The sequence below is a fragment of the Microbacterium sp. A20 genome, assembly GCF_004794515.1.
In the GTDB taxonomy this organism is placed as follows: Bacteria; Actinomycetota; Actinomycetes; order Actinomycetales; family Microbacteriaceae; genus Microbacterium.
On sequence record NZ_SSDF01000091.1, the window covers coordinates 300,540 to 321,841 of the forward strand.

19 protein-coding genes are annotated in these 21,302 nt (G+C 68.9%); all 19 read right to left on the reverse strand.

Annotated features, from left to right (window positions below):
- Positions 1-19: 19 nt before the first annotated feature.
- Positions 20-1,468 (reverse strand): pyruvate kinase, encoded by a 1,449-nt coding sequence (gene pyk / locus DW298_RS18520; protein WP_136043929.1) that lies wholly within the window; start codon positions 1,466-1,468, stop codon positions 20-22.
- Positions 1,469-1,526: 58 nt separating this feature from the next.
- Complete coding sequence (locus DW298_RS18525) at positions 1,527-2,993, reverse strand: glutamate synthase subunit beta (protein ID WP_136043930.1); 1,467 nt, start codon at positions 2,991-2,993, stop codon at positions 1,527-1,529.
- Complete coding sequence (gene gltB / locus DW298_RS18530) at positions 2,986-7,509, reverse strand: glutamate synthase large subunit (RefSeq protein WP_136044051.1); 4,524 nt, start codon at positions 7,507-7,509, stop codon at positions 2,986-2,988. Before gltB ends, DW298_RS18525 begins: the two co-directional genes overlap by 8 nt.
- Before the next feature lie 145 nt (positions 7,510-7,654).
- Positions 7,655-8,680, reverse strand: a complete 1,026-nt coding sequence (lgt, locus tag DW298_RS18535; RefSeq protein WP_136043931.1) for a prolipoprotein diacylglyceryl transferase — start codon at positions 8,678-8,680, stop codon at positions 7,655-7,657.
- 10 nt (positions 8,681-8,690) lie between these two features.
- Positions 8,691-9,494: a tryptophan synthase subunit alpha gene (gene trpA / locus DW298_RS18540; RefSeq protein WP_136043932.1), complete on the reverse strand. Its 804-nt coding sequence runs from the start codon at positions 9,492-9,494 to the stop codon at positions 8,691-8,693.
- Positions 9,491-10,759: a tryptophan synthase subunit beta gene (trpB, locus tag DW298_RS18545; protein ID WP_136044052.1), complete on the reverse strand. Its 1,269-nt coding sequence runs from the start codon at positions 10,757-10,759 to the stop codon at positions 9,491-9,493. Before trpB ends, trpA begins: the two co-directional genes overlap by 4 nt.
- A complete protein-coding gene (gene trpC, locus DW298_RS18550; RefSeq protein ID WP_136043933.1) occupies positions 10,759-11,532 on the reverse strand; it encodes an indole-3-glycerol phosphate synthase TrpC in 774 nt (257 codons plus the stop codon). The genes trpB and trpC overlap by 1 nt, the downstream gene beginning before the upstream one ends.
- Positions 11,532-11,762: an HGxxPAAW family protein gene (locus tag DW298_RS18555; RefSeq protein WP_136043934.1), complete on the reverse strand. Its 231-nt coding sequence runs from the start codon at positions 11,760-11,762 to the stop codon at positions 11,532-11,534. Before DW298_RS18555 ends, trpC begins: the two co-directional genes overlap by 1 nt.
- 48 nt (positions 11,763-11,810) lie before the next feature.
- Complete coding sequence (locus DW298_RS18560; protein WP_136043935.1) at positions 11,811-12,398, reverse strand: Trp biosynthesis-associated membrane protein; 588 nt, start codon at positions 12,396-12,398, stop codon at positions 11,811-11,813.
- Positions 12,395-12,754 carry a phosphoribosyl-AMP cyclohydrolase gene (gene hisI, locus DW298_RS18565; RefSeq protein WP_136043936.1) on the reverse strand — a complete coding sequence of 120 codons (360 nt, stop codon included), beginning with the start codon at positions 12,752-12,754 and terminating at the stop codon, positions 12,395-12,397. The genes DW298_RS18560 and hisI overlap by 4 nt, the downstream gene beginning before the upstream one ends.
- Positions 12,751-13,512 (reverse strand): imidazole glycerol phosphate synthase subunit HisF, encoded by a 762-nt coding sequence (gene hisF / locus DW298_RS18570; protein WP_136043937.1) that lies wholly within the window; start codon positions 13,510-13,512, stop codon positions 12,751-12,753. The genes hisI and hisF overlap by 4 nt, the downstream gene beginning before the upstream one ends.
- Entirely contained in the window at positions 13,512-14,354 is an 843-nt protein-coding gene (hisG, locus tag DW298_RS18575) for an ATP phosphoribosyltransferase (RefSeq protein WP_136043938.1), read from the reverse strand. The genes hisF and hisG overlap by 1 nt, the downstream gene beginning before the upstream one ends.
- Before the next feature lie 38 nt (positions 14,355-14,392).
- Positions 14,393-14,656: a phosphoribosyl-ATP diphosphatase gene (locus tag DW298_RS18580; RefSeq protein ID WP_017202142.1), complete on the reverse strand. Its 264-nt coding sequence runs from the start codon at positions 14,654-14,656 to the stop codon at positions 14,393-14,395.
- Positions 14,653-15,333 (reverse strand): ribulose-phosphate 3-epimerase, encoded by a 681-nt coding sequence (gene rpe, locus DW298_RS18585; protein ID WP_136043939.1) that lies wholly within the window; start codon positions 15,331-15,333, stop codon positions 14,653-14,655. The genes DW298_RS18580 and rpe overlap by 4 nt, the downstream gene beginning before the upstream one ends.
- Positions 15,334-15,337: 4 nt before the next feature.
- A complete protein-coding gene (locus tag DW298_RS18590) occupies positions 15,338-16,705 on the reverse strand; it encodes a transcription antitermination factor NusB (protein WP_240745193.1) in 1,368 nt (455 codons plus the stop codon).
- Between the two features lie 125 nt (positions 16,706-16,830).
- The gene (gene fmt, locus DW298_RS18595; RefSeq protein WP_136043940.1) at positions 16,831-17,751 is read right to left on the reverse strand and encodes a methionyl-tRNA formyltransferase; all 921 of its coding nucleotides are present in this window, start codon (positions 17,749-17,751) and stop codon (positions 16,831-16,833) included.
- An 18-nt stretch (positions 17,752-17,769) separates the two neighbouring features.
- Positions 17,770-19,728: a primosomal protein N' gene (locus tag DW298_RS18600; RefSeq protein WP_136043941.1), complete on the reverse strand. Its 1,959-nt coding sequence runs from the start codon at positions 19,726-19,728 to the stop codon at positions 17,770-17,772.
- Positions 19,729-19,744: 16 nt separating this feature from the next.
- Positions 19,745-20,938, reverse strand: a complete 1,194-nt coding sequence (gene metK / locus DW298_RS18605) for a methionine adenosyltransferase (protein ID WP_136043942.1) — start codon at positions 20,936-20,938, stop codon at positions 19,745-19,747.
- A gap of 88 nt (positions 20,939-21,026) precedes the next feature.
- Positions 21,027-21,281, reverse strand: coding sequence for a DNA-directed RNA polymerase subunit omega (rpoZ, locus tag DW298_RS18610; RefSeq protein WP_017204385.1), 255 nt, complete (start codon positions 21,279-21,281; stop codon positions 21,027-21,029).
- Positions 21,282-21,302: the final 21 nt, after the last annotated feature.

Below are 21,302 nucleotides of genomic sequence, written 5' to 3' on the forward strand. Positions count from 1 at the left end.
CCCCTCTGGATGCTTTGCGTCAGACGCCGGCCTTGTAGATCGGTGCTGCACCGCGAATCGCATCGCCGACCTTGTGCACGCGAAGGTCGTTCGTCGATCCGATGATTCCAGGAGGGGACCCGGAGATCACGACGACCTTGTCCCCTTCCTCGGCAAGCTTGTTGCCGAGCAGATACTCGTCGACCTGGTGATACATCAGGTCGGTGTGCTGCACCATGTCGACCAGGGTCGAGCGGATGCCCCACGTAAGCGCCATGCGACGGCGGATGTCGGGCTCCGGCGTGAACGCGATCATCGGGATGCGCGAGCGCAGACGCGACAGGCGACGCGCGGAGTCGCCGGACTGCGTGAACACACAGAGGAACTTCGCGTCGACGAACTCGGCGACCTCGAGCGCTGCGAGGGTGATCGCACCACCCTGGGTGCGGGGCTTGGTCGTCAGCGGCGCGATGCGCTCCAGACCGTGCTCCTCGGTGGAGGCGATGATCCGCGCCATGGTCTCGACGACCACGACCGGGTAGTCTCCGACGCTGGTCTCACCGGAGAGCATGACCGCGTCCGCACCGTCGAGGACGGCGTTCGCGACGTCCGAGGTCTCGGCGCGCGTGGGGACGGGGCTGCTGATCATCGACTCGAGCATCTGCGTCGCGACGATGACCGGCTTGGCGTTGCGGCGTGCGAGCTCGACTGCACGCTTCTGGACGATCGGCACGGCCTCGAGCGGAAGCTCGACACCGAGGTCGCCACGGGCGACCATGATCGCGTCGAACGCGTCGACGATCTCTTCGAGCGCGTCGACGGCCTGAGGCTTCTCGACCTTGGCGATGACAGGGACGCGAACGCCCTCCTCCGCCATGATCTCGTGCACGCGGGTGACGTCGGAGGCGTTGCGGACGAACGACAGGGCGATGAGGTCGGCGCCGATGCGCAGGCCCCAACGGAGGTCGTCCTCGTCCTTCTCGCTGAGCGCAGGAACGTTCACGGCCACACCCGGCAGGTTGATGCCCTTGTTGTTGGACACGGCACCGGCAACGATGACCTTCGTGGTCACGGTCACGCCATCGGTCTCGACGACCTCGACGCGGACCTTGCCATCGTCGATCAGAAGGAAATCGCCCGGCTTGACGTCCTGGGGAAGCCCCTTGAACGTGGTGCCGCTGATCTCCTTGTTGCCGATGATGTCTTCGGTGGTGATCTTGAAGATGTCGCCCTTGGCGAGCTCGTACGGGCCGCCCTCGAACTTTCCGAGGCGGATCTTCGGTCCCTGCAGGTCGACGAGGATGGCGACCGCGCGGCCGGCGTCCTCCGCGGCACGACGCACGTTGGCGTAGTTGTTCTCGTGCACGGAGTAGTCACCGTGGCTGAGGTTCAATCGAGCGACATCCACCCCCGCGTCGATCAGTGCACGCACCGTCTCGTATGTCGAGGTGGCGGGGCCCAGGGTGGCGACGATTTTCGCGCGTCTCAAAGAATTCTCCAGGGTAGAAGTGGGGGAAGGTGAATCAGGCGACGGTGCCGGCCTCAGCCTACGCGGGCTGGAGACCGATCGCGACATCACTCGGGCGCACCGGCTCGGGAAGAACCGTGGTGCCCATCAGGAAGCGATCGACGTTCGCGGCGGCCGCGCGCCCCTCGGCGATGGCCCAGACGATGAGCGACTGCCCACGTCCTGCGTCGCCGGCGACGAACACGCCGGGCACCGTCGACTCGTAGCTGGAGTCGCGACGGAAAGCACCACGGTCGCTGACCTGAGGAAGCGTCTCCTCCGTGTATCCGTCCTGCTCCGGACCGGTGAACCCCATGGCGATCAGGATCAGGTCGGCCGGGATCTCGCGCTCGGTGCCGCTCTTGGGCACGCGACGGCCGTCGATGTACTCGGTCTCGGCCACGCGCAGTGCGCGGACCTCGCCCACCTCGTTGCCGAGGAACTCGACGGTCGAGGCGAGGAAGACCCGCTCGCCGCCTTCCTCGTGCGCCGAGGAGACCTCGAAGAGCGTCGGCATCATCGGCCACGGCTGGTGGTCGGGACGCGCGTCTCCCGGCTGCTTGCCGATCGCGAGGTTGGTGACGCTGAGCGCGCCCTGACGGTGCGCGGTGCCGATGCAGTCGGCTCCGGTGTCGCCGCCGCCGATCACGATGACGTGCTTGCCTTCGGCTGAGATCTGGTCGGGGACCTTGTCGCCGGCAACCGCGTGGTTGGACTCGACCAGGTACTCCATCGCGAAGTGGACCCCGTCGAGGTCGCGTCCGGGGATCGCGAGGTCACGCGGCACGGTCGAGCCGGTCGCGATGACGACCGCGTCGTAGCGCGCCCGCAGGTCGGCCCACGAGATGTCCTTGCCGATCTCGACCCCCGCGCGGAAGCGGGTGCCCTCCTCCTGCATCTGACGCAGGCGCGACTCGAGCTGCGACTTCTCCATCTTGAAGTCCGGGATGCCGTAGCGGAGCAGTCCGCCGATGCGGTCATCGCGCTCGAAGACGGCCACGGTGTGACCGGCGCGGGTCAGCTGCTGAGCGGCGGCGAGACCCGCGGGCCCCGAGCCGACGACCGCGACCGTCTTGCCGGTCAGGCGCTCCGGCGGCTCCGCCTCGACCCAGCCCTTCGCGAAGGCCTCGTCGATGATCGAGACCTCGATCTGCTTGATCGTCACGGCGGGCTGGTTGATGCCGAGCACGCACGAGCTTTCGCACGGTGCGGGGCACAGGCGCCCCGTGAACTCCGGGAAGTTGTTCGTCGCGTGCAGCCGCTCGATCGCCTCGCGACCCTCGCCGCGCCACGTCAGGTCGTTCCACTCGGGGATCAGGTTTCCCAGCGGGCAGCCCTGGTGGCAGAACGGCACGCCGCAATCCATGCAGCGACCGGCCTGGCGACGCAGCACCTGCTTGTCGCCGGGCTCATAGACCTCTTTCCAGTCCATGATGCGCACGGGCACGGGACGACGGGCGGGAAGCTCCCGCTCGGTCACCTTCAGAAAGCCTTTGGGGTCAGCCACCGGTCACCTCCAGGATGCGGTTCCACACGATGTCGCCGTCGGGGTCGATCCCCTCGGCCAGCGCCTCCTCGCGCATGCTCCGCACGGCGGCGAAGTCACGAGGCAGCACCTTCACGAACTCTGCAGCGGTCTGTTCGAACCCCTCGAGCAGCGCGGATGCTCGCGGCGAGGCCGTGCGTTCGACGTGCGCGACCAGCAGGCTGCGCAGCACCTCGAGGTCGGCACGGTCGAGCGGTTCGAGCAGGAGCTCTCCGCTGCCGAGCGACTGCGCGTTCACCTTGCTGGTGTCGAGCGCGTGAACGTAGGCCACTCCCCCGGACATCCCGGCGCCGAAGTTGCGTCCGGTCGAGCCCAGGATCACGGCGAGCCCGCCGGTCATGTACTCCAGCGCGTGGTCGCCCACCCCCTCGACGACAGCGGTCGCACCCGAGTTGCGGACGAGGAACCGCTCGCCGACGACACCAGAGATGAACATCGTCCCGGAGGTCGCACCGTACCCGATCACGTTGCCGGCGATCACGTTCTCGTGCGGAGCGATCGCGGAACCGCGCGGCGGACGGATCGTGATGTCGCCGCCCGAGAGTCCCTTGCCGACGTAGTCGTTCGCGTCGCCCTCCAGGCGCAGCACGATCCCCGGCGGGAGGAAGGCTCCGAGCGACTGTCCGGCCGTGCCGTGAAGCGTGACGTCGATGGTGCCCTCGGGCAGACCGGCGGCGCCGTGCCGCGAAGTCACCTGATGGCCCAGCATGGTGCCGACCGCACGCTCGGTGTTGGCGATGGGAAGCTCGACCACGACGGGGTCGCCGTTGAGCAGCGCCCCCTTCGCGATGTCGATCAGCTGCACGTCGAAGTGCTTCTCGAGCTCGTGATCCTGCGTGCGGCCGCTGCGACGCGGCTCGCCCGCCGGGAACACCGGGCCTTCGAGCACGGGCGTCAGGTCGAGGCCCTCGGCCTTCCAGTGCTCGACCGCGGCGTTCACCTCGATGAGGTCGGCACGGCCGATGATCTCGTCGAGCGAGCGGTAGCCGAGCTCCGCGAGCAGCTCCCGCACCTCTTCGGCGATGAACTCCATGAAGTTGACGACGAACTCCGGCTTGCCGGTGAACCGCTCACGCAGCACCGGGTTCTGGGTCGCGACGCCCACAGGGCACGTGTCGAGGTGGCAGACGCGCATCATGATGCAGCCGCTGACGACGAGCGGAGCCGTGGCGAAGCCGAACTCCTCCGCACCCAGCAGAGCGCCGATGATCACATCGCGGCCGGTCTTGAGCTGGCCGTCGACCTGCACCACGACGCGGTCGCGCATGCCGTTGAGCATGAGCGTCTGCTGCGTCTCGGCGAGACCGAGCTCCCACGGCGTTCCCGCGTGCTTGAGCGAGTTCAACGGGCTCGCACCCGTGCCGCCGTCGTGGCCGGAGACCAGGATGACGTCACTGAGCGCCTTGGCCACACCCGCCGACACCGCACCGATACCCGACTGGCTCACGAGCTTCGTGTGGATGCGCGCCTCGGGGTTCGCCCGCTTCAGGTCGAAGATCAGCTGCTTGAGGTCTTCGATCGAGTAGATGTCGTGGTGCGGCGGCGGCGAGATGAGCCCCACACCGGCGGTTGCGTGACGGGTGCGCGCCACCCACGGATACACCTTGGTCGGAGGCAGCTGACCGCCCTCGCCGGGCTTGGCGCCCTGGGCGAGCTTGATCTGGATGTCGTCCGACTCGGTGAGGTACAGGCTGGTCACGCCGAAGCGTCCGGAGGCCACCTGCTTGATCGAGCTGCGGCGCTGCGGGTCGAGCAGCCGATCCGGATCCTCGCCGCCCTCGCCGGTGTTCGACTTACCGCCGATGCTGTTCATCGCGATCGCGAGCGTCTCGTGCGCCTCGCGCGAGATGGAGCCGTAGCTCATCGCGCCCGTGGAGAAGCGCTTGACGATGGCGGAGACGGGCTCGACCTCGTCCAGGGGCACGGGCTTGCGGGTACCGGTGCGCAGCTGGAACAGGCCGCGCAGCGTCTTCAGTTCGGCAGCCTGCTCGTCGACGAGCTTCGTGTACTCGCGGAAGATGTCGTAGCGCCGGGTGCGGGTCGAGTGCTGCAGCTTGAACACCGTCTCCGGGTTGAAGAGGTGCGGGGAGCCGTCGCGCCGCCACTGGTACTCGCCGCCGGTCCACAGACGCTCGTGCGCGCGGGCAGCGGCATCCTCCGGGTAGGCGTAGTCGTGACGCGCCTGGTTCTCGGCGAAGATCTCTTCGATGCCGATGCCGCCGAGCTTGGACTCGGTGCGCGTGAAGTAGGCGTCGATGAACTCCTGGCTGAGACCGATCGCCTCGAACACCTGGGCCCCGGCATACGAAGACACCGTGGAGATGCCCATCTTCGACATGATCTTGAGCACACCCTTGCCGAGCGCGTAGATCAGGTTCTTGACTGCCTTCTCCGGAGAGATCCCGGTGATGTAGCCGGTGCGCACCAGGTGCTCGACCGATTCCATCGCCAGGTACGGGTTGACGGCGGAGGCGCCGTAGCCGATCAGCGTCGCGACGTGGTGCACCTCGCGCACATCGCCGGCTTCGACGATCAGGCCGACCTTCATCCGGTTCTCACGCCGGATGAGGTGGTGGTGGATCGCGGAGACCATGAGCAGCGACGGGATCGGCGTCAGGTCCTTGTTCGAGTCCCGGTCCGACAGGATGATGAACTCGGTGCCGTTCTCGATCGCCTCGTCGACCTCCGCGCACATCTCGGTGAGCCGGTCCTGCAGCGTCTGCGGGCCCGCGTCGAAGTGGTACAGACCGCGGATCGTCGCACTCGACCGACCGGGCATGGCCTTGTCGATGTGACGGATCTTCGCGAGCTCGTCGTTGTCGATCACGGGGAAGTCGAGCGAGACGGTGCGCGTGTGCTCCGGACCCCAGGAGAGCAGGTTGCTCTCGGGGCCGAGACCCAGCTTGAGGCTTGTGACGACCTCTTCGCGGATCGAGTCCAGCGGCGGGTTCGTGACCTGCGCGAACTGCTGCGTGAAGTAGTCGAACAGCAGTCGCGGACGCTTGCTGAGCACGGCGATCGGCGTGTCGGAGCCCATCGCGCCGAGCGGCTCGACACCGGTCTGCCCCATCGGCGTGAGGAGGATGCGGACCTCTTCCTCGGTGTATCCGAAGGTGCGCTGACGACGGGTGATCGATGCCGGAGGGTGCACGATGTGCTCGCGCTCGGGGAGCTCCGCGAGTCGCACGGCACCGGCGTCCAGCCACTCCTGCCACGGGTGCATCGTGGCGAGGTCGTGCTTGATCTCGCTGTCTTCGACGATGCGACGCTGCGAGGTGTCGACCAGGAACATCTTCCCGGGCTGCAGGCGTCCGCGACGCTTGATGCGCTCGGGCTCGAACTGCAGCACGCCGGTCTCGGAGCCGATCACGACCAGGCCGTCGGTCGTCTCGGTCCAGCGCCCGGGGCGGAGGCCGTTGCGGTCGAGCGTGGCGCCGACGAGGGTGCCGTCGGTGAAGATGAGGGCTGCCGGACCGTCCCACGGCTCCATCTGGTTGGAGTGGTACTCGTAGAACGAACGCAGCTCCGGCGTGATGTCGGCCTGCTTCTCGTACGCCTCCGGGACCATCATCATGATGGCGTGCGGCAGGCTCCGGCCCGTGAGGGTCAGCAGTTCCAGGACCTCGTCGAACGACGCGGAGTCGCTGGCGCCGTCGGTGCAGATCGGGAGCAGCGGCGCGATGTCGCCGAGCAGTTCGGACTCGAGCTGCGACTGCCGGGCGCGCATCCAGTTGCGGTTTCCGCCGACCGTGTTGATCTCGCCGTTGTGGGCGAGCATCCGCAGCGGCTGTGCGAGCGGCCACGACGGGAACGTGTTGGTCGAGTAACGGGAGTGCACGACGGCCAGCTCGGACGCGAAGCGCTCATCCTGCAGGTCGGGGTAGAACGGCTCGAGCTGCAGGGTCGTGACCATGCCCTTGTACCCGAGCGTGCGTGCCGAGAGCGAGACGAAGTAGGCGCCGAGCTCGTGGCCGGCGCGCTTGCGCAGCCGGTAGGCGACCCGGTCGAGGGCGATGCCCGTGACCGGTGCATCGGTGTGGGTCGCTCCGCCGGCGCTGACGAACAGCTGCTCGAAGGCGGGACGCGCCTCATCGGCGAGCTTGCCGAGGTTCTCGTTGGCGGTGGGGACCTCGCGCCAGCCGAGAACGCGGAGTCCCTCGGAACGGGCGATCTTCTCGATCCCGGCCTTCTGCTGGCGGCGCTCGCTCGAATCGCGAGGCAGGAAGGCCAACCCAGCGGCGTACTCCCCCACGGGCGGCAGTTCGAAGCCGACGACTGCGCGGAGGAATGCATCGGGCATCTGCGTCAGGATGCCGGCGCCGTCCCCGGTGCCCGCGTCGGAGCCGATGGCTCCGCGGTGCTCCAGGTTGCGCAGGGCCTCGAGGGCCAACGCGATGATGTCGTGCCCGGCTTCGCCGCGCAGGGTCGCGACCATGGCGAGGCCGCAGGCGTCCTTTTCGAACGCCGGGTTGTACATGCCCTGCTTCGGGGGGTAGGCGCCGGACGCGCCGTAGGGTGGCTGGAAGTACACCAGTTACCGTCCTCAGATCTTCAGTGAAACCCGGGGACGACGTCGGCCCGCTCGTTCAGTGCAATGGTTCTCCCGCCACGAGGTGGCGTTGTTATCGGGAGCCGTCCTCGCTCGTGGAAGCAGTGCTTGTGGCAGTGGCTCCTGCGGTGACTTCCTCGGTCGGAGGCTCGCTCACGTCCACGAAGTCAGAGGGATTGTTCTGCGATTGTACATCAGCGTCGGCGTCGACCTTCTCGCGGCCAGGCTGGTAGGGCGACGGCTCGAGACCGGGGTGACGACGCGTCTGCACGACGAGGATCACGAGACCGACGACGACGCCGATGATCGCGGCCCAGACGTTGCTGCGCAGCCCCAGGATGATCTCGCTCGGATCGATGCGGATCGACTCCCAGACGATGCGACCGGCGCTGTACCAGATGAGGTAGATCGCGAACAGGCGGCCCCACTGGAAGAAGAGCTTGCGACCGAGCCACAGGAGCACCAGCACGCCCAGGCCGTTCCAGATCACCTCGTACAGGAAGGTCGGATGGAACAGCGTGCCTTCCGGCAGGCCCGCCGGGAATGCCGAGTTCGTCGACTCGATCTCCAGCCCCCACGGCAGGTCGGTGGGAAGGCCGAAGAGCTCGTGATTGAACCAGTTGCCGAAGCGGCCCATGGCCTGAGCCAGCAGCAGACCGGGCGCCAGAGCGTCGGCGAACGTCCAGAAGCGGATCCCGGTCCAGCGGCAGCCGAGGTAGGCGCCGATCGCCCCACCGATGAGGGCGCCGAAGATCGCGATCCCGCCCTCCCAGATGGCCCACACCGAGCCGGGCTCGAACGGGTTCCAGGTGTTCTTGCCCTCACCGAAGTAGAAGTTCGGGTGGGTCAGCACGTGGAAGATGCGGGCACCGATGATGGCCAGCGGCACCGCGAGGATCGAGATGTCGATCACGACCCACGGCTCCGCTCCACGCTTGGTGAGGCGGTGATTGGTCAGGATCGTCGCCGCGATGATGCCCGCGATGATGCACAGCGCGTAGAAGTGGATCCGTATGGGTCCGAGGTCGAAGTACGACACCGGAGGGCTCGGGATGCTGGCGAGCACGCTGGTGACGGTGCTGGGGAACGCGAGTGACATGAGTGCGATTCTAGTTCTCGGTATCGGGGCGGGCCGACGAGGTGCCGGCAGCCAGGCTTCGGGTGACCTCGGCGAGGGCGGGGACGCCGCCGTCACGGAGGGCGCGGACCAGTGCGGTTCCGACGATCGCGCCGTCGGCGTACTCGGACACTCCGGCGATCTGCTCGGCGGTGGAGATGCCGATGCCCACACAGGCGCGGTGAGCCCCGTGCGCGCGGAGGCGGCCGACCAGGGTACGGGCGGCGCGGTCGAGTTCGGCGCGCTCCCCCGTGATCCCCATGGTCGAGACGGTGTAGACGAAGCCGGTGGACGACTTCACGACGAGTTCGAGGCGCTCGTCGGAGGAGGTGGGCGCTGCGAGGAACACACGATCGAGACCGGTCCGCTCGCTGGCGGCGATCCACTCCCCTGCCGCGTCCGGCGTGATGTCGGGCGTGATGAGCCCCGCGCCATCCGCGGCGAGCAGGTCGTCGGCATAGCGGTCGACCCCGTACTGCATGACCGGGTTCCAGTACGTCATCACGAGCACCGGAACGTCGGTCGCGGCCGTGATCGCACGGATCGCCGTGAACAGGTCGGCCATCCGGAATCCCGCGGCGAGAGCCGTGGTGGTGGCCTCCTGGATGATCGCGCCATCCATCACCGGGTCGCTGTAGGGCGGGCCCAGCTCGATGATGTCGACGCCGTTCTCGGCCAGGGCGATGGCGGCCTGGATGCTCGTCTGAAGATCGGGGAACCCGACGGGAAGGTAGCCGACGAAGGCGCTGCGACCGGCATCCTGTGCGCGCTGGATCGCCTGTTCGACGCGACTCATAGCTGCGGCTCCCCCTTCGAGGCCGTGTCTTCGGCCTCGCTCTCCTCGGCGACATCGTGCGCGAGAGCGGCTTCGTCGTAGAGCTCGAAGTAGCGCGCGGCGGTGTCCATGTCCTTGTCCCCGCGGCCGGAGAGGCAGATCGCGATGAGTCCGTCCGTGCCGAGTTCGCGTCCGATCCGCAGAGCGCCGGCGAGGGCGTGGGCCGACTCGATGGCCGGGATGATGCCCTCGGTGCGGCTGAGCAGTCGCAGCGCCTGCATCGCCTCGTCATCGGTAGCCGGGATGTACTCGGCGCGGCCGATGTCGGCGAGCCACGAGTGCTCGGGTCCGACGCCCGGGTAGTCGAGGCCGGCGGAGATCGAGTGCGACTCGATCGTCTGGCCGTCTTCGTCCTGCAGCACGTAGGTCTTGGCGCCGTGCAGCACTCCCGGTCGCCCGCGCTCGATCGACGCGGCGTGCTTCTCGGTGTCGACGCCGTCGCCGGCCGCCTCCACGCCGTAGAGCTTGACGCCCTCGTCGTCGAGGAACGCGTCGAACATGCCGATCGCGTTGGAACCGCCGCCCACACAGGCGACGACCGCATCCGGAAGCCGACCGACCTCGTCGAGCAGCTGCGCGCGGGCCTCTTCGCCGATGATCTTCTGGAAGTCGCGGACCATCGCCGGGAACGGGTGCGGTCCGGCGGCGGTGCCGAAGATGTAGTTGGTGGTCTCGACCGACGCCACCCAGTCGCGGTAGGCGTCGTTGATCGCGTCTTTCAGAGTGCGCGAACCGGAGGTCACCGGGACCACCTCCGCGCCGAGCAGGCGCATGCGGGCGACGTTGAGCGCCTGACGCTCCGTGTCGACCTCGCCCATGTAGATCGTGCAGTCCAGGCCGAAGAGCGCCGCGGCGGTCGCCGTGGCGACACCGTGCTGTCCGGCACCGGTCTCGGCGATCACGCGGGTCTTGCCGAGCCGCTTGGTGAGCAGCGCCTGGCCGAGCACGTTGTTGATCTTGTGGGACCCCGTGTGGTTCAGGTCTTCACGCTTGAGGAAGACGCGCGCACCTCCGGCGTGCTCGGCGAACCGCGGCACCTCGGTGATCGCCGACGGGCGGCCCGCGTACGAGCTCAGAAGGTGTGCGAGCTCGTCCCGGAAGGCTGGATCGGCGATCGCCTTCTCGTACGCGACGGTCAGCTCGTCGATCGCGGCGATGAGCGACTCGGGCATGTAGCGCCCGCCGAACTCGCCGAAGAAGGGGCCGTGCTGATCGCGCAGGCTCATCATGCCTCCAGGAAACTCTTGAGGGTGGCGACGGGATCGCCGGTCACGAGTGCCTCGCCGATCAGGACGACGTCGGCACCGGCGGAGCGGTAGTGCACGACGTCGGCGGGCGTGAGCACCGCGGATTCGGCGATCTTGACCGCGGTCTCCGGGATGCGCTCGACCAGGCGTCCGAAGAGGTCGCGGTCGATCTCGAGGGTCTTCAGATCGCGCGCGTTCACACCGATCAGCGGCGCCCCCAGGTCGATCGCGGCTTCGAGCTCGTCGGCCGAATGCGTCTCGACGAGCGGCGTCATGCCCAGCTCGCCGATGAATCCGAACAGGTCGCGGAGGACATCGGGTTCGAGGCCGGCGACGATCAGCAGCACCAGATCGGCACCCGCAGCGCGAGCTTCGAGCACCTGATAGCGGGTGGCGATGAAGTCCTTGCGCAGCACCGGCAGCGAGACGCGGGCCGTGACGGCCTCGAGGTCGGCCAGGCTGCCGCCGAAGCGACGTTCCTCGGTCAGCACGCTGATTGCGGAGGCGCCTCCCGTCTCGTAGAGGGATGCCTGGAGAGCAGGGTCGGGGATCTCGGCGAGTGCACCGCGTGAGGGGCTCGCGCGCTTGACCTCCGCGATGATCTTGACCCGGTCGGTGGGAGCGAGGAACGAAAGGGCGTCCTTGGCGGCGGGGCGCGCGAGTGCCGCCCGCTCGACGGCCTCCAGCGGGCGCGACAGAGCGCGACGCTCAGCGTCTGCGACTGCGCCGGCCGTCAGGTCGGCGAGGACCATTAGTGCGCCTTCGGAGCGTACTTCGGACCCTTCACGCCGTAGCCGGCCTTGGCCAGTGCCCAGCCCACGATCGCACCGATCGGGACGAGCGCGACCGAGATGATCACGAGGGTGGGCTGCTCGAAGCAGAATGCGACGGTGGCGGCGGCGACGCCGACCAGCATGATCACGACGGCGGTCCAGGCTGCAGGCGAGTGTCCGTGGCCGGGGTCGGCGATCGGGTTGGTCATGTTCTCCTCCGGGGGGACGACGTGCAGTTCGAAATCAGTCTATCGGGGTCAACGCGTCGGATCGGTTCCGCGGGACAGCTCGTCCCAGGAATCGACCGCGTCCACGGGCCCGTCATGGGCAGCTTCGACGTGGTCGGTGCGGTAGCGTCGCCCACCGGCCTTCCACCCACGCCAGGTCGTGAGGACCACCACGGACGCGGCGAGCAGGATCACCCATCCGACGAGGGCGATGTACGGCCAGGCCGAGGGGACGATGCTCGTGACGACCTCGTGGACCGCACCGCCACCGGCGAGCCCGGTGACCTCGGTCACGGTCGCAGCGACGGCGTCGAAGGGCTCCGTCAGGAGCAGCTGGATGGTCGACCAGCCGAGGAACAGCGCCGTCGCAGCCGCCAGCACGCCGAAGATGAGGCGCACGACCTTGCCGGAGATGGCGAGTGCCGCTCCGAGGGCGAGCACCGCGAGGCTGAGGGGGGCGAGCAGCACCAGAGCTGACGCCCCAGGAACCAGGATCGCCTCGCCCGCATCCGCGCGCTCGACCGTCAGCCAGGTCTGGGTAGACGAGATGATGCCGATGGCACCGGCGAGCAGGAAGCCGGAGACGGAGAGCGACCGACCGCGCCGTGCGAAGGTCATGCCTGAGCCGTCCCGGTCGTCGCCTCGAGGTCGGTCGTGTCGAAACAGGTGCGCGTGCCGGTGTGGCAGGCGGGGCCGGTCTGGGCGACCAGGAGCAGGATGGCATCGCCGTCGCAGTCGAGGCGCGCCTCGTGTACCACCTGGATATGCCCGGATGTGTCGCCCTTGCGCCAGTACTCCTGGCGGGACCGCGACCAGTAGGTGGCCCGCCCCGACGTCAGCGTGCGCCGCAGCGCCTCGGCATCCACCCACGCGAGCATCAGCACCTCGTGCGTGTCGAACTGCTGCACGATCACCGGTGCCAGTCCGTCGGCATTGAATGCGACCTGCGCGATGCGCTCTTCCACGGAAGTCACCGGACCACCACTCCCTCTGCGCGAAGGGCGTCCTTGACGTCGCCGACGGTGAGTGCCCCCGTGTGGAAGACGCTCGCCGCGAGGACGGCATCGGCCCCGGCCTTTATGGCAGGAGCGAAGTCGGACACCTGACCTGCACCGCCCGAAGCGATGACGGGAACGGAGGCCGCTTCCCGCATGAGCCGCACGAGCTCGAGGTCGAAGCCGTCCCGCGTGCCGTCGGCATCGATCGAGTTCACCAGGAGCTCGCCGGCCCCTCGTTCGACGGCCTCTCGTGCCCAGGCGACCGCGTCGAGGGTGGTCTGCGTGCGACCGCCGTGCGTGGTGACGACGAAGCCGGAGGGCGTGGTCCCCGCCCGCTTCACGTCGAGCGACAGGACGAGCACCTGCGCGCCGAACCGGTCGGCGATCTCTCCGATCAGCTCGGGGCGCGCGATGGCGGCCGAGTTCACTCCGACCTTGTCGGCGCCGACCGAGAGGAGCCGCGCGACGTCTTCGGCACTGCGCACTCCCCCGCCGACCGTCAGCGGCACGAAGACCTGCTCCGCCGTGCGCTGCACGACATCGTAGGTCGTGGCACGGGCGTCGACCGTTGCCGTCACATCGAGGAACGTGATCTCGTCGGCGCCCTGCGCCGCATAGTGCCTGGCGAGTTCGACCGGGTCGCCCATGTCACGCAGGTTCTCGAAGTTCACGCCCTTGACCACACGGCCCTCGGCGACATCCAGACACGGGATGACACGGCTGGCGAGTGTCATCAGAGCCTCGCGTTGTGGATGGCGGTGACGAGGATGGCGCGAGCGCCGAGCGCGTAGAGCGCGTCCATGACAGGGTTGACTCGCGTGCGCGCGACCATGACGCGCACGGCCACCCATTCCGGATCCCGCAGCGGTGAGACGGTCGGCGACTCGACGCCACCGGCGATCTTCACGGCCTCGTCGAGCAGAGCCACCGGCAGGTCGTAGTCGATCATGACGAAACGTCGAGCCACCATGACGCCGCGAAGCCGGCGCAGAAGCGTGTCGGCGCCCTCGGCATCGGCGGGACCCGCGATGAGCACGGCCTCCGACTGCAGGATGACCGGACCGAAGACCTCGAGCCCGGCCTGACGGAGTGTGGTGCCCGTCTCGACGACATCGGCCACCGCGTCGGCGACACCGAGACGGACGGCCGACTCGACCGCTCCGTCGAGCGGAACCAGGTCTACCGCGATGTCGCGCTCGTCGAGGAACGCGTCGACCAATCCGGGATAGGAGGTGGCGATGCGCAGCCCGTCGAGCTCGGTCACGTCGGTGTAGCGGCCAGTGGGTGCCGCGAAGCGGAACGTGGAGCCGGCGAACCCGAGCGCCTCGATCTCGCGTGCGCCCGGCATGCGGGCGTCGAGCAGCAGGTCACGACCGGTGATGCCCACATCGATCGCGCCGGAGCCGACATAGGTCGCGATGTCCTTGGGACGGAGGAAGAAGAACTCGACGTCGTTCTCGGCGTCGATGACATGGAGGGTCTTGGGGTCGCGGCGGCCCGCATAACCCGCCTCGGCGAGCATGTCGGCGGCAGTCTCGGAGAGCGAGCCCTTGTTGGGAACGGCGATGCGCAGCATGGAGTGCTTTCAGTTCGAGAGGAGAGGAACGGAGCGCATCACAGATGTCGGTAGACGTCTTGCAGGCTGAGGCCCTTCGCGAGCATCATCACCTGGACGTGATAGAGCAGCTGCGAGATCTCTTCGGCGGCGGCCTCATCGGACTCGTACTCCGACGCCATCCACACCTCGGCGGCCTCTTCGACGATCTTCTTGCCGATCGTGTGCACGCCGCCATCGAGCTCGGCGACCGTGCCCGATCCTTCGGGACGGGTCTCGGCCTTGACGCTGAGCTCGGCGAACAGCTCGTCGAAAGTCTTCACGCTTCCAGGCTACCGGCTCGGGCGAGGTCTCTCAGCCGGGTGACGGCCGCTTCGATGTCGTCGGCGCCGTACACGGCCGAACCGGCCACGAAGGTGTCGGCCCCGGCGGCGGCGGCGTACTCGATCGTGCTGTCCGAGATTCCGCCGTCGACCTGGAGCCAGACGGACGAGCCGCGCCGACGAGCCTCCTCGGCGAGGGACCGGAGCTTCGGCATCGTCTCGGGCATGAAGCTCTGTCCCCCGAATCCGGGCTCGACCGTCATCACGAGGATCTGATCGAACTCGTCGAGCACCTCGAACAGCGACTCGACCGGGGTCCCCGGCTTCACGGCGACGCCGGCACGGGAGCCGATGTCGCGCAGTCGACGGGCGAGGGCAACGGGATCGGCGGCCGCCTCGAGGTGGAACGTGACGCTCGCCGCTCCGATCTCGGCATACTCCGGTGCCCAGCGCTCCGGATCGGTGATCATCAGGTGCACGTCGAGCGGGATGGGGCTGGTCGCCTGGATGCGCTCGACCATCTGCGGCCCGAACGTCAGGTTCGGGACGAAGTGGTTGTCCATCACATCGACGTGCGCGAAGTCCGCTGTCGCGATGCGGGCGAGATCCGCCTGCATGTTCACGAAGTCGGCGGCGAGGATGCTCGGGTTGATGCGCGGCGCGCGAGGCAGATCCACGGTCCTAGTCTTCCTTCTCTGCGGTGATGACGGGTGCGGAGCGCTGCAGGAGCGCGAGGAACATGGCATCGGTGCCGTGCCGGTGCGGCCAGAGCTGAGCGCTGCCGGAGCCGGATCGACCCTCGGTCGCGAGGTCGATCGGCGACCGGGAGACGTCGGCGACCGCTGCACGCGCGTCGAGTTCGACGATGTCGCCGCGGCCGCGCAGCACCTCCTGCACGACCCCCGTGGTCTCGGCCAGATGCGGTGAGCACGTGACGTACGCGACGATCCCGCCCGGAGCGAGTGCGTCGAGGGCGGCCGAGAGCAGCTCCACCTGGAGCGGCACGAGCTCGGCGACGTCGGCGGGCGACTTGCGCCACCGCGCCTCGGGCCGACGACGCAGCGCGCCCAGTCCCGTGCACGGCGCGTCCACGAGGATCCGGTCGAACTCACCGTGCCGAGAAGCCGCGAGGGCGCGACCGTCCTGCTCGTGCACCACGATCTCGCCGGGAACGGCCCGGAGCGCCTTGCGCACCAGGCGCGCTCGGACGGGAACGACCTCGTTGGCCTCGAGGGTGACGTCTTCCCGGAGCGCGATCGCGGCCAGGAGCGCGGTCTTCCCTCCCGGACCGGCGCAGAGATCGAGCCAGCGCTCCCCCGCTGTGATGGGCGAGACTCCGGCCAGGGCGAGCGCGACGAGCTGGGAGCCCTCGTCCTGCACCCGGACCGTGCCGCCTGAGGCCTCGACCGACAGACGCGGATCGCCACCGGGAGACGCGAACGCGGTCGGTGCGTAGGGCAGACGGGGCTCGCCGGGCTCGGCGAGACCGGGCAGCGCGACGAGCGTCACTTCGGGCGAGGCGTTGTCGGCTTCGAGGAGGGCGTCGAGCTCGGCGTCGCGACGCTCCGCCGCGAGAGCTCGACGGAGCGCCCGGATGACCCAGACCGGGTGTGCGGAGCGCAGCGCCAGACGCTCGTCGTCGGAGCGGGCGTGCTCTTCGACGCGCTCCTGCCAGGCCTCGGCCGAATCCCGGGTGATGCGCCGCAGAACCGCGTTCGCGAAACTCGATGCTCCCCGACCGGACTCCACGGCGACCAGATTCACGGATTCGTTCACCGCGGCGTGCGAGGCGACTCGTGTCGCGAGCAGCTGGTGCACGGCGAGCCGGAGCGCATCGAGAACCGCGGGATCGATGCTGTCGGTCGAGCGATCGGCCGCCGAGGCGATGATCGCGTCATACGTTCCGAGCCGTCGCAGGGTGCCGTAGGTCAGTTCGGTCGCGAGCGCCGCGTCCTGAGGGGTGAGTTTCGCCTCGGCGATGGCCGAAGGAAGCGCGAGGTTCGCGTACGCATCGGTCTCGGAGACCGCACGCAGCACGTCGTAAGCCACCCTTCTCGCGGGCTGCACGGTGCGGGCGGGGCCGCGCTGACCGCCGCGATGCCCCTCTGCCGAGCCTTGGGCACCCCGCGGTCGGCCTTTCGAGGGCGTGCTTCGACGGTTCCGTCGCTCGTCGCTCATGATCCGGCCACCAGCTCATCTCCCCCGCGCAGACCGCGCCACCAGTCGACCGCGTTCATCGCTCCCTTGCCCGCGGGCTGCACCCTGGTGACGGAGAGAGGCGCGGTGCCCGTGCCGATGTGGAGCGCGGTCTTGGTGCCCCGGAGATGCCCGGGCGGCAGCGAATCGGCCTCCGGCGCGGGAACCGCCTCGAGCACCTTGAGGGGCTGACCGGCGATGGTCGTGTGCGCTCCCGGTTCGGGGGTCACACCACGGAACCGCGCGAACACGGCCTCCAGCGCCTGGTCCCAGTCGAGCAGCCCGTCGGCGAGCGTGAGTTTGGCGGCGAAGGTCGGCGTCCCCTCCTGGGGCACCGCCCGAGCCGTACCCGCCGCGATCGAGGTGACCACATCGGCGGTGAGCTCTGCTCCGTCCAGCGCGAGCGCCTCGAGAGCCTCTCCCGCCGTCGCCGTCTCGGGAACATCGACCTCGCGGGTGGCGAAAACATCGCCGGCATCGAGCTCGGCGACGAGCTGGAAGACGCTCGCTCCGAGTACCCGATCCCCCGCGATGAGCGCCCGCTGCACAGGGGCGGCCCCTCGCCATGCGGGCAGGAGCGAGAAGTGGAGGTTGATCCACCCGGCGGTCGGGGCGGAGAGCAGCGGCTCGCGCACCAGCCCGCCGTAGGCCACGATCACTCCCAGCTCCACCTGCAGCGCCGAGATCTCGGCCGTCGCGGCATCATCCAGCCGGGCCGTCTTGATGACGGGGAGACCGAGTTCGACGGCAGCCTGGGCGACCGGGGACGGCGTCAGCACCCGCCGTCGGCCGAGTGGGGCATCGGGCCGCGTGACGACCGCGGCGATGTCATGCGAGGTCGCGAGACGTCGCAGGGTGGGCACGGCGGCAGCGGGTGTGCCGGCGAAGACGAGGCGCATGAAGGTTCTCCGGATGGGTCAGAGCTCTGGTTCGAGGATATCGAGGCGGACGGAGAGCGTGCTCTTGGTCGCACGCCCCTTTCGACGACGGCCGCTCACCGCTTCGGCGATGACGGCCGCGCGCAGGGCCGTCGCGACGCGAGCGCCCGAGCCGTAGTCGAACCTCACGAGCGCTCGCACCCGAGGCGGGATGTCGTCGGACTCGACGGGAACAGGGCCGAGTACCGCGTCGGCGGGGAGGGCGAGCTCGGTGAGCGCGGCGAGAGCGTTCGAGACCGCCGGAACGGAGCCCTGGACCAGAGCCACCCTGGTCGTCGGGGGCATGTGCAGCGGTGCCCGACTCTCCAGCTCCGAGCGGGCATGGCCCGCCTGGTTCCACGTCGCGAACGCCTTCGCCGCCGCCCCGTTCACCCCGACCAGGTGGATGGGCGCGCCGGGTGCGGCCAGCGCGGCCGCGTTCGACCACCAGCGCAGACACGACTCCGCGACACGGAGATCGGGCGCCTGGAGCATTCGAGGGCCGTCGAGCAGCACGACCGCACGGTACCCGCCCTCGGCGATCGGCTCGGCGCCTCTGGTCGCGACCACCAGCGCGGGTTTGGCCGGCACGTGTTCGACCGGGTGCGCGCCGTCGGCCACGATCACCCGTACCCCCGGGAACGCGCGCCCGAGCTCGTCGGCGGTGCGCTCGCTCCCCGAGGAGGCGAGTCTCAGCTTGGTCGAGGAGCAGGCAGGACACGTCCAGGCGCTGGCGGCGCGGCCGCACCAGCCGCACACCGGCACGGCACCACGGTGCTTCGCGCCGAGTGCGCCACCGCAGTGGGCACATCGCGCCGGCGCCCGGCACTCGGCGCACACCAGTGACGGAGAGAAACCAGGACGCGAGACCTGGACGAGCACCGGTCCTTCAGCCGCCGCGGTGCGGGCAGCGAGAAATGCGGAGGACGGCATCCGCTGGGCCGTCGGCTGCTCCATCTCCTGCGGCGTGCTGAGCACGACACGCGGGAGCACGCGACGCGCCGCCCGGACATCCTGCAGCCAGCCGATGACGACCAGCCTTTCCACATCGGTCGTCCGCGTGTGGCCGGTGAAGAGCAGCGCCGACCCCTCGAGCTCCTGGCGGAGGAGAGCCGCGTCTCGCGCGTTGACGTACGGGGCCAACGGCTCCCCCAGAAGCGGATCACCGTCGTCCCAGATCGCGACCAGCCCCGCCACGACCGGGGAGTACACCGCCGAACGGTTGCCCACCACGATGCACGGGGCGTCCTCGAGCGTGCGCAGGAATCCGCGGTAGCGATCGGGGTTCGTCTGCCGGGAGTCGTGACGCACGACCGCTCCGGGAGGGACGAGAGTGTCGAGCGCAGCGAGGAGCCGGTCGAGATCACGACTGTCGGGGACGACGATGATCGACGACTTCCCCGCGGCGAGCATCCGGGCTGCGGACGATGCCAGCAGTCGAGCCCACCCCTGCACACCGTCGACGAGCTGGGGTATCGCCTCCACCGCGGCGCGACCGCCCGTGTCGAGGACGGCGCCGAGGCCTTCGTACAGTCCGACAGTGCTCTCCGCCGCCTCGCGCGCCTCGGCATCCGGTGTCTCGACCGGGGTGTCGGCGGTCCACGCCTTCTCGACGCGCACCTGGCGCTTGGGGATCACGAGGCGCAGCACGTCGGACGCCGATCCTGCCGCACGGTCCGCCACGCGGCGGGCGAGGGTGTGCAGGCGCTCCGGAAGCACGGCGACCTCGGACACGACGCTCTCGACCTCGGAGAGCGGGCGGTCGGCGTCGTCTTCGGTGTCGATCTCGACGATGTAGCCGTCGATCACGCGCCCGGCGGTGCGCAGCGGCACTCGGACGCGAACTCCGAGCGGCACATCCCCCAGTTCCGCGGGGAGCGCGTAGTCGAAGAGCCGATCGAGTTGGGGCAGAGGTGAATCGAGGAGCACGCGCGCGATGCGCCGGCTCTCGGCAGGCATCAGGGCCGCGGTCCCGTCAGAGCCCGGCAGCGCGGCGCAGCTCTTCGACGCGATCCGTCCGCTCCCAGGTGAAGTCGGGGAGTTCGCGACCGAAATGGCCGTACGCGGCCGTCTGGGCGTAGATCGGGCGCAGCAGATCGAGCTGCTCGATGATCGCCTGCGGGCGCAGATCGAACACTGAGGTGATCGCCTGCGTGATGACCTCGTCGGACACCTTCCCGGTGCCGAACGTCTCGACGTAGAGGCCGACCGGACGGGCGACACCGATCGCATAGGCGATCTGCACCTCGAGGCGGTCTGCGAGCCCCGCCGCCACCGCGTTCTTCGCCACCCATCGGGTCGCGTAGGCGCCGGAGCGGTCGACCTTCGACGGGTCTTTCCCGCTGAAGGCTCCCCCGCCGTGGCGGGAGGCTCCGCCGTACGTGTCGATGATGATCTTGCGGCCGGTGAGCCCAGCGTCTCCCTTGGGACCACCGGTCACGAAGGGGCCGGCCGGATTGATGTAGAGGGTGACGTCGTCGAGGTCGAGGCCGGTCGTGGCGAGCACGGGGTCGATCACGTGCTGGCGAACCTGAGCCTGGAGGTCTTCCTGCGAGATGTCGGGGTGGTGCTGGGTCGAGACCACGACGGCGTCGACGGTCTTCGGCGTGAAGCCGTCGTAGCCGAGCGTCACCTGCGTCTTGCCGTCGGGGCGCAGGAACGGCAGCACGCCGGAGCGGCGCACCTCGGTCAGCCGCTCGGCGAGCCGGTGCGCGGTCCAAGCAGCCATCGGCATGAGCTGCGGCGTCTCGTTCGTCGCGAAGCCGAACATGATGCCCTGGTCGCCCGCGCCGAGGGCGTCGAGCGGGTCCACGGACGACCCGTCGCGGTGCTCCTGAGCGCTGTCGACGCCGTGGGCGATGTCGGTCGACTGCTCGCCCACCGAGACGCTGACACCGCAGGAGTCGCCGTCGAAACCGGTCTCACTGGACGTGTAGCCGATCCCGTTCACGACCTGGCGGACGATCGTGGGGATGTCGACGTAAGCCTCGGTGCGGATCTCGCCGGCGACGTGCACGAGGCCGGTCGTGACGAGCGTCTCGACCGCGACGCGGGAGCCTCTGTCTTTGGCGAGGAGCCCGTCGAGGATGCTGTCTGAGATCTGATCGCAGATCTTGTCCGGGTGCCCTTCGGTGACGGACTCGGACGTGAACAGACGCAGGGCGCTCATCGAAACTCCAGAACGGGATGGACAGAGGGAGGGTGTTGCACCCATTCTGGACCGCGCCTCCGACAGAAGGGAGGCGCGGCCTCGAATATCACTCTGCGTGACGCAGGCGGAGCTTGTCCTCGTTGATCTCGTGCAGCGCGATGGTGAGCGGCTTGTCCTCGACGGAGGAGTCGACCAGCGGACCCACGTTGTCGAACAGGTTGCCCTCGTGCAGGTCCGAGTAGTAGTCGTTGATCTGGCGCGCGCGCTTCGCGGCGTAGATGACGAGCTCGTACTTGGAGTCGACGCGGTCGAGCAGGTTGTCGATGGGGGGATCGATGATGCCGTTGTTGTGTCCGGCCATGGTGAGACCTCCTGGTCAGGC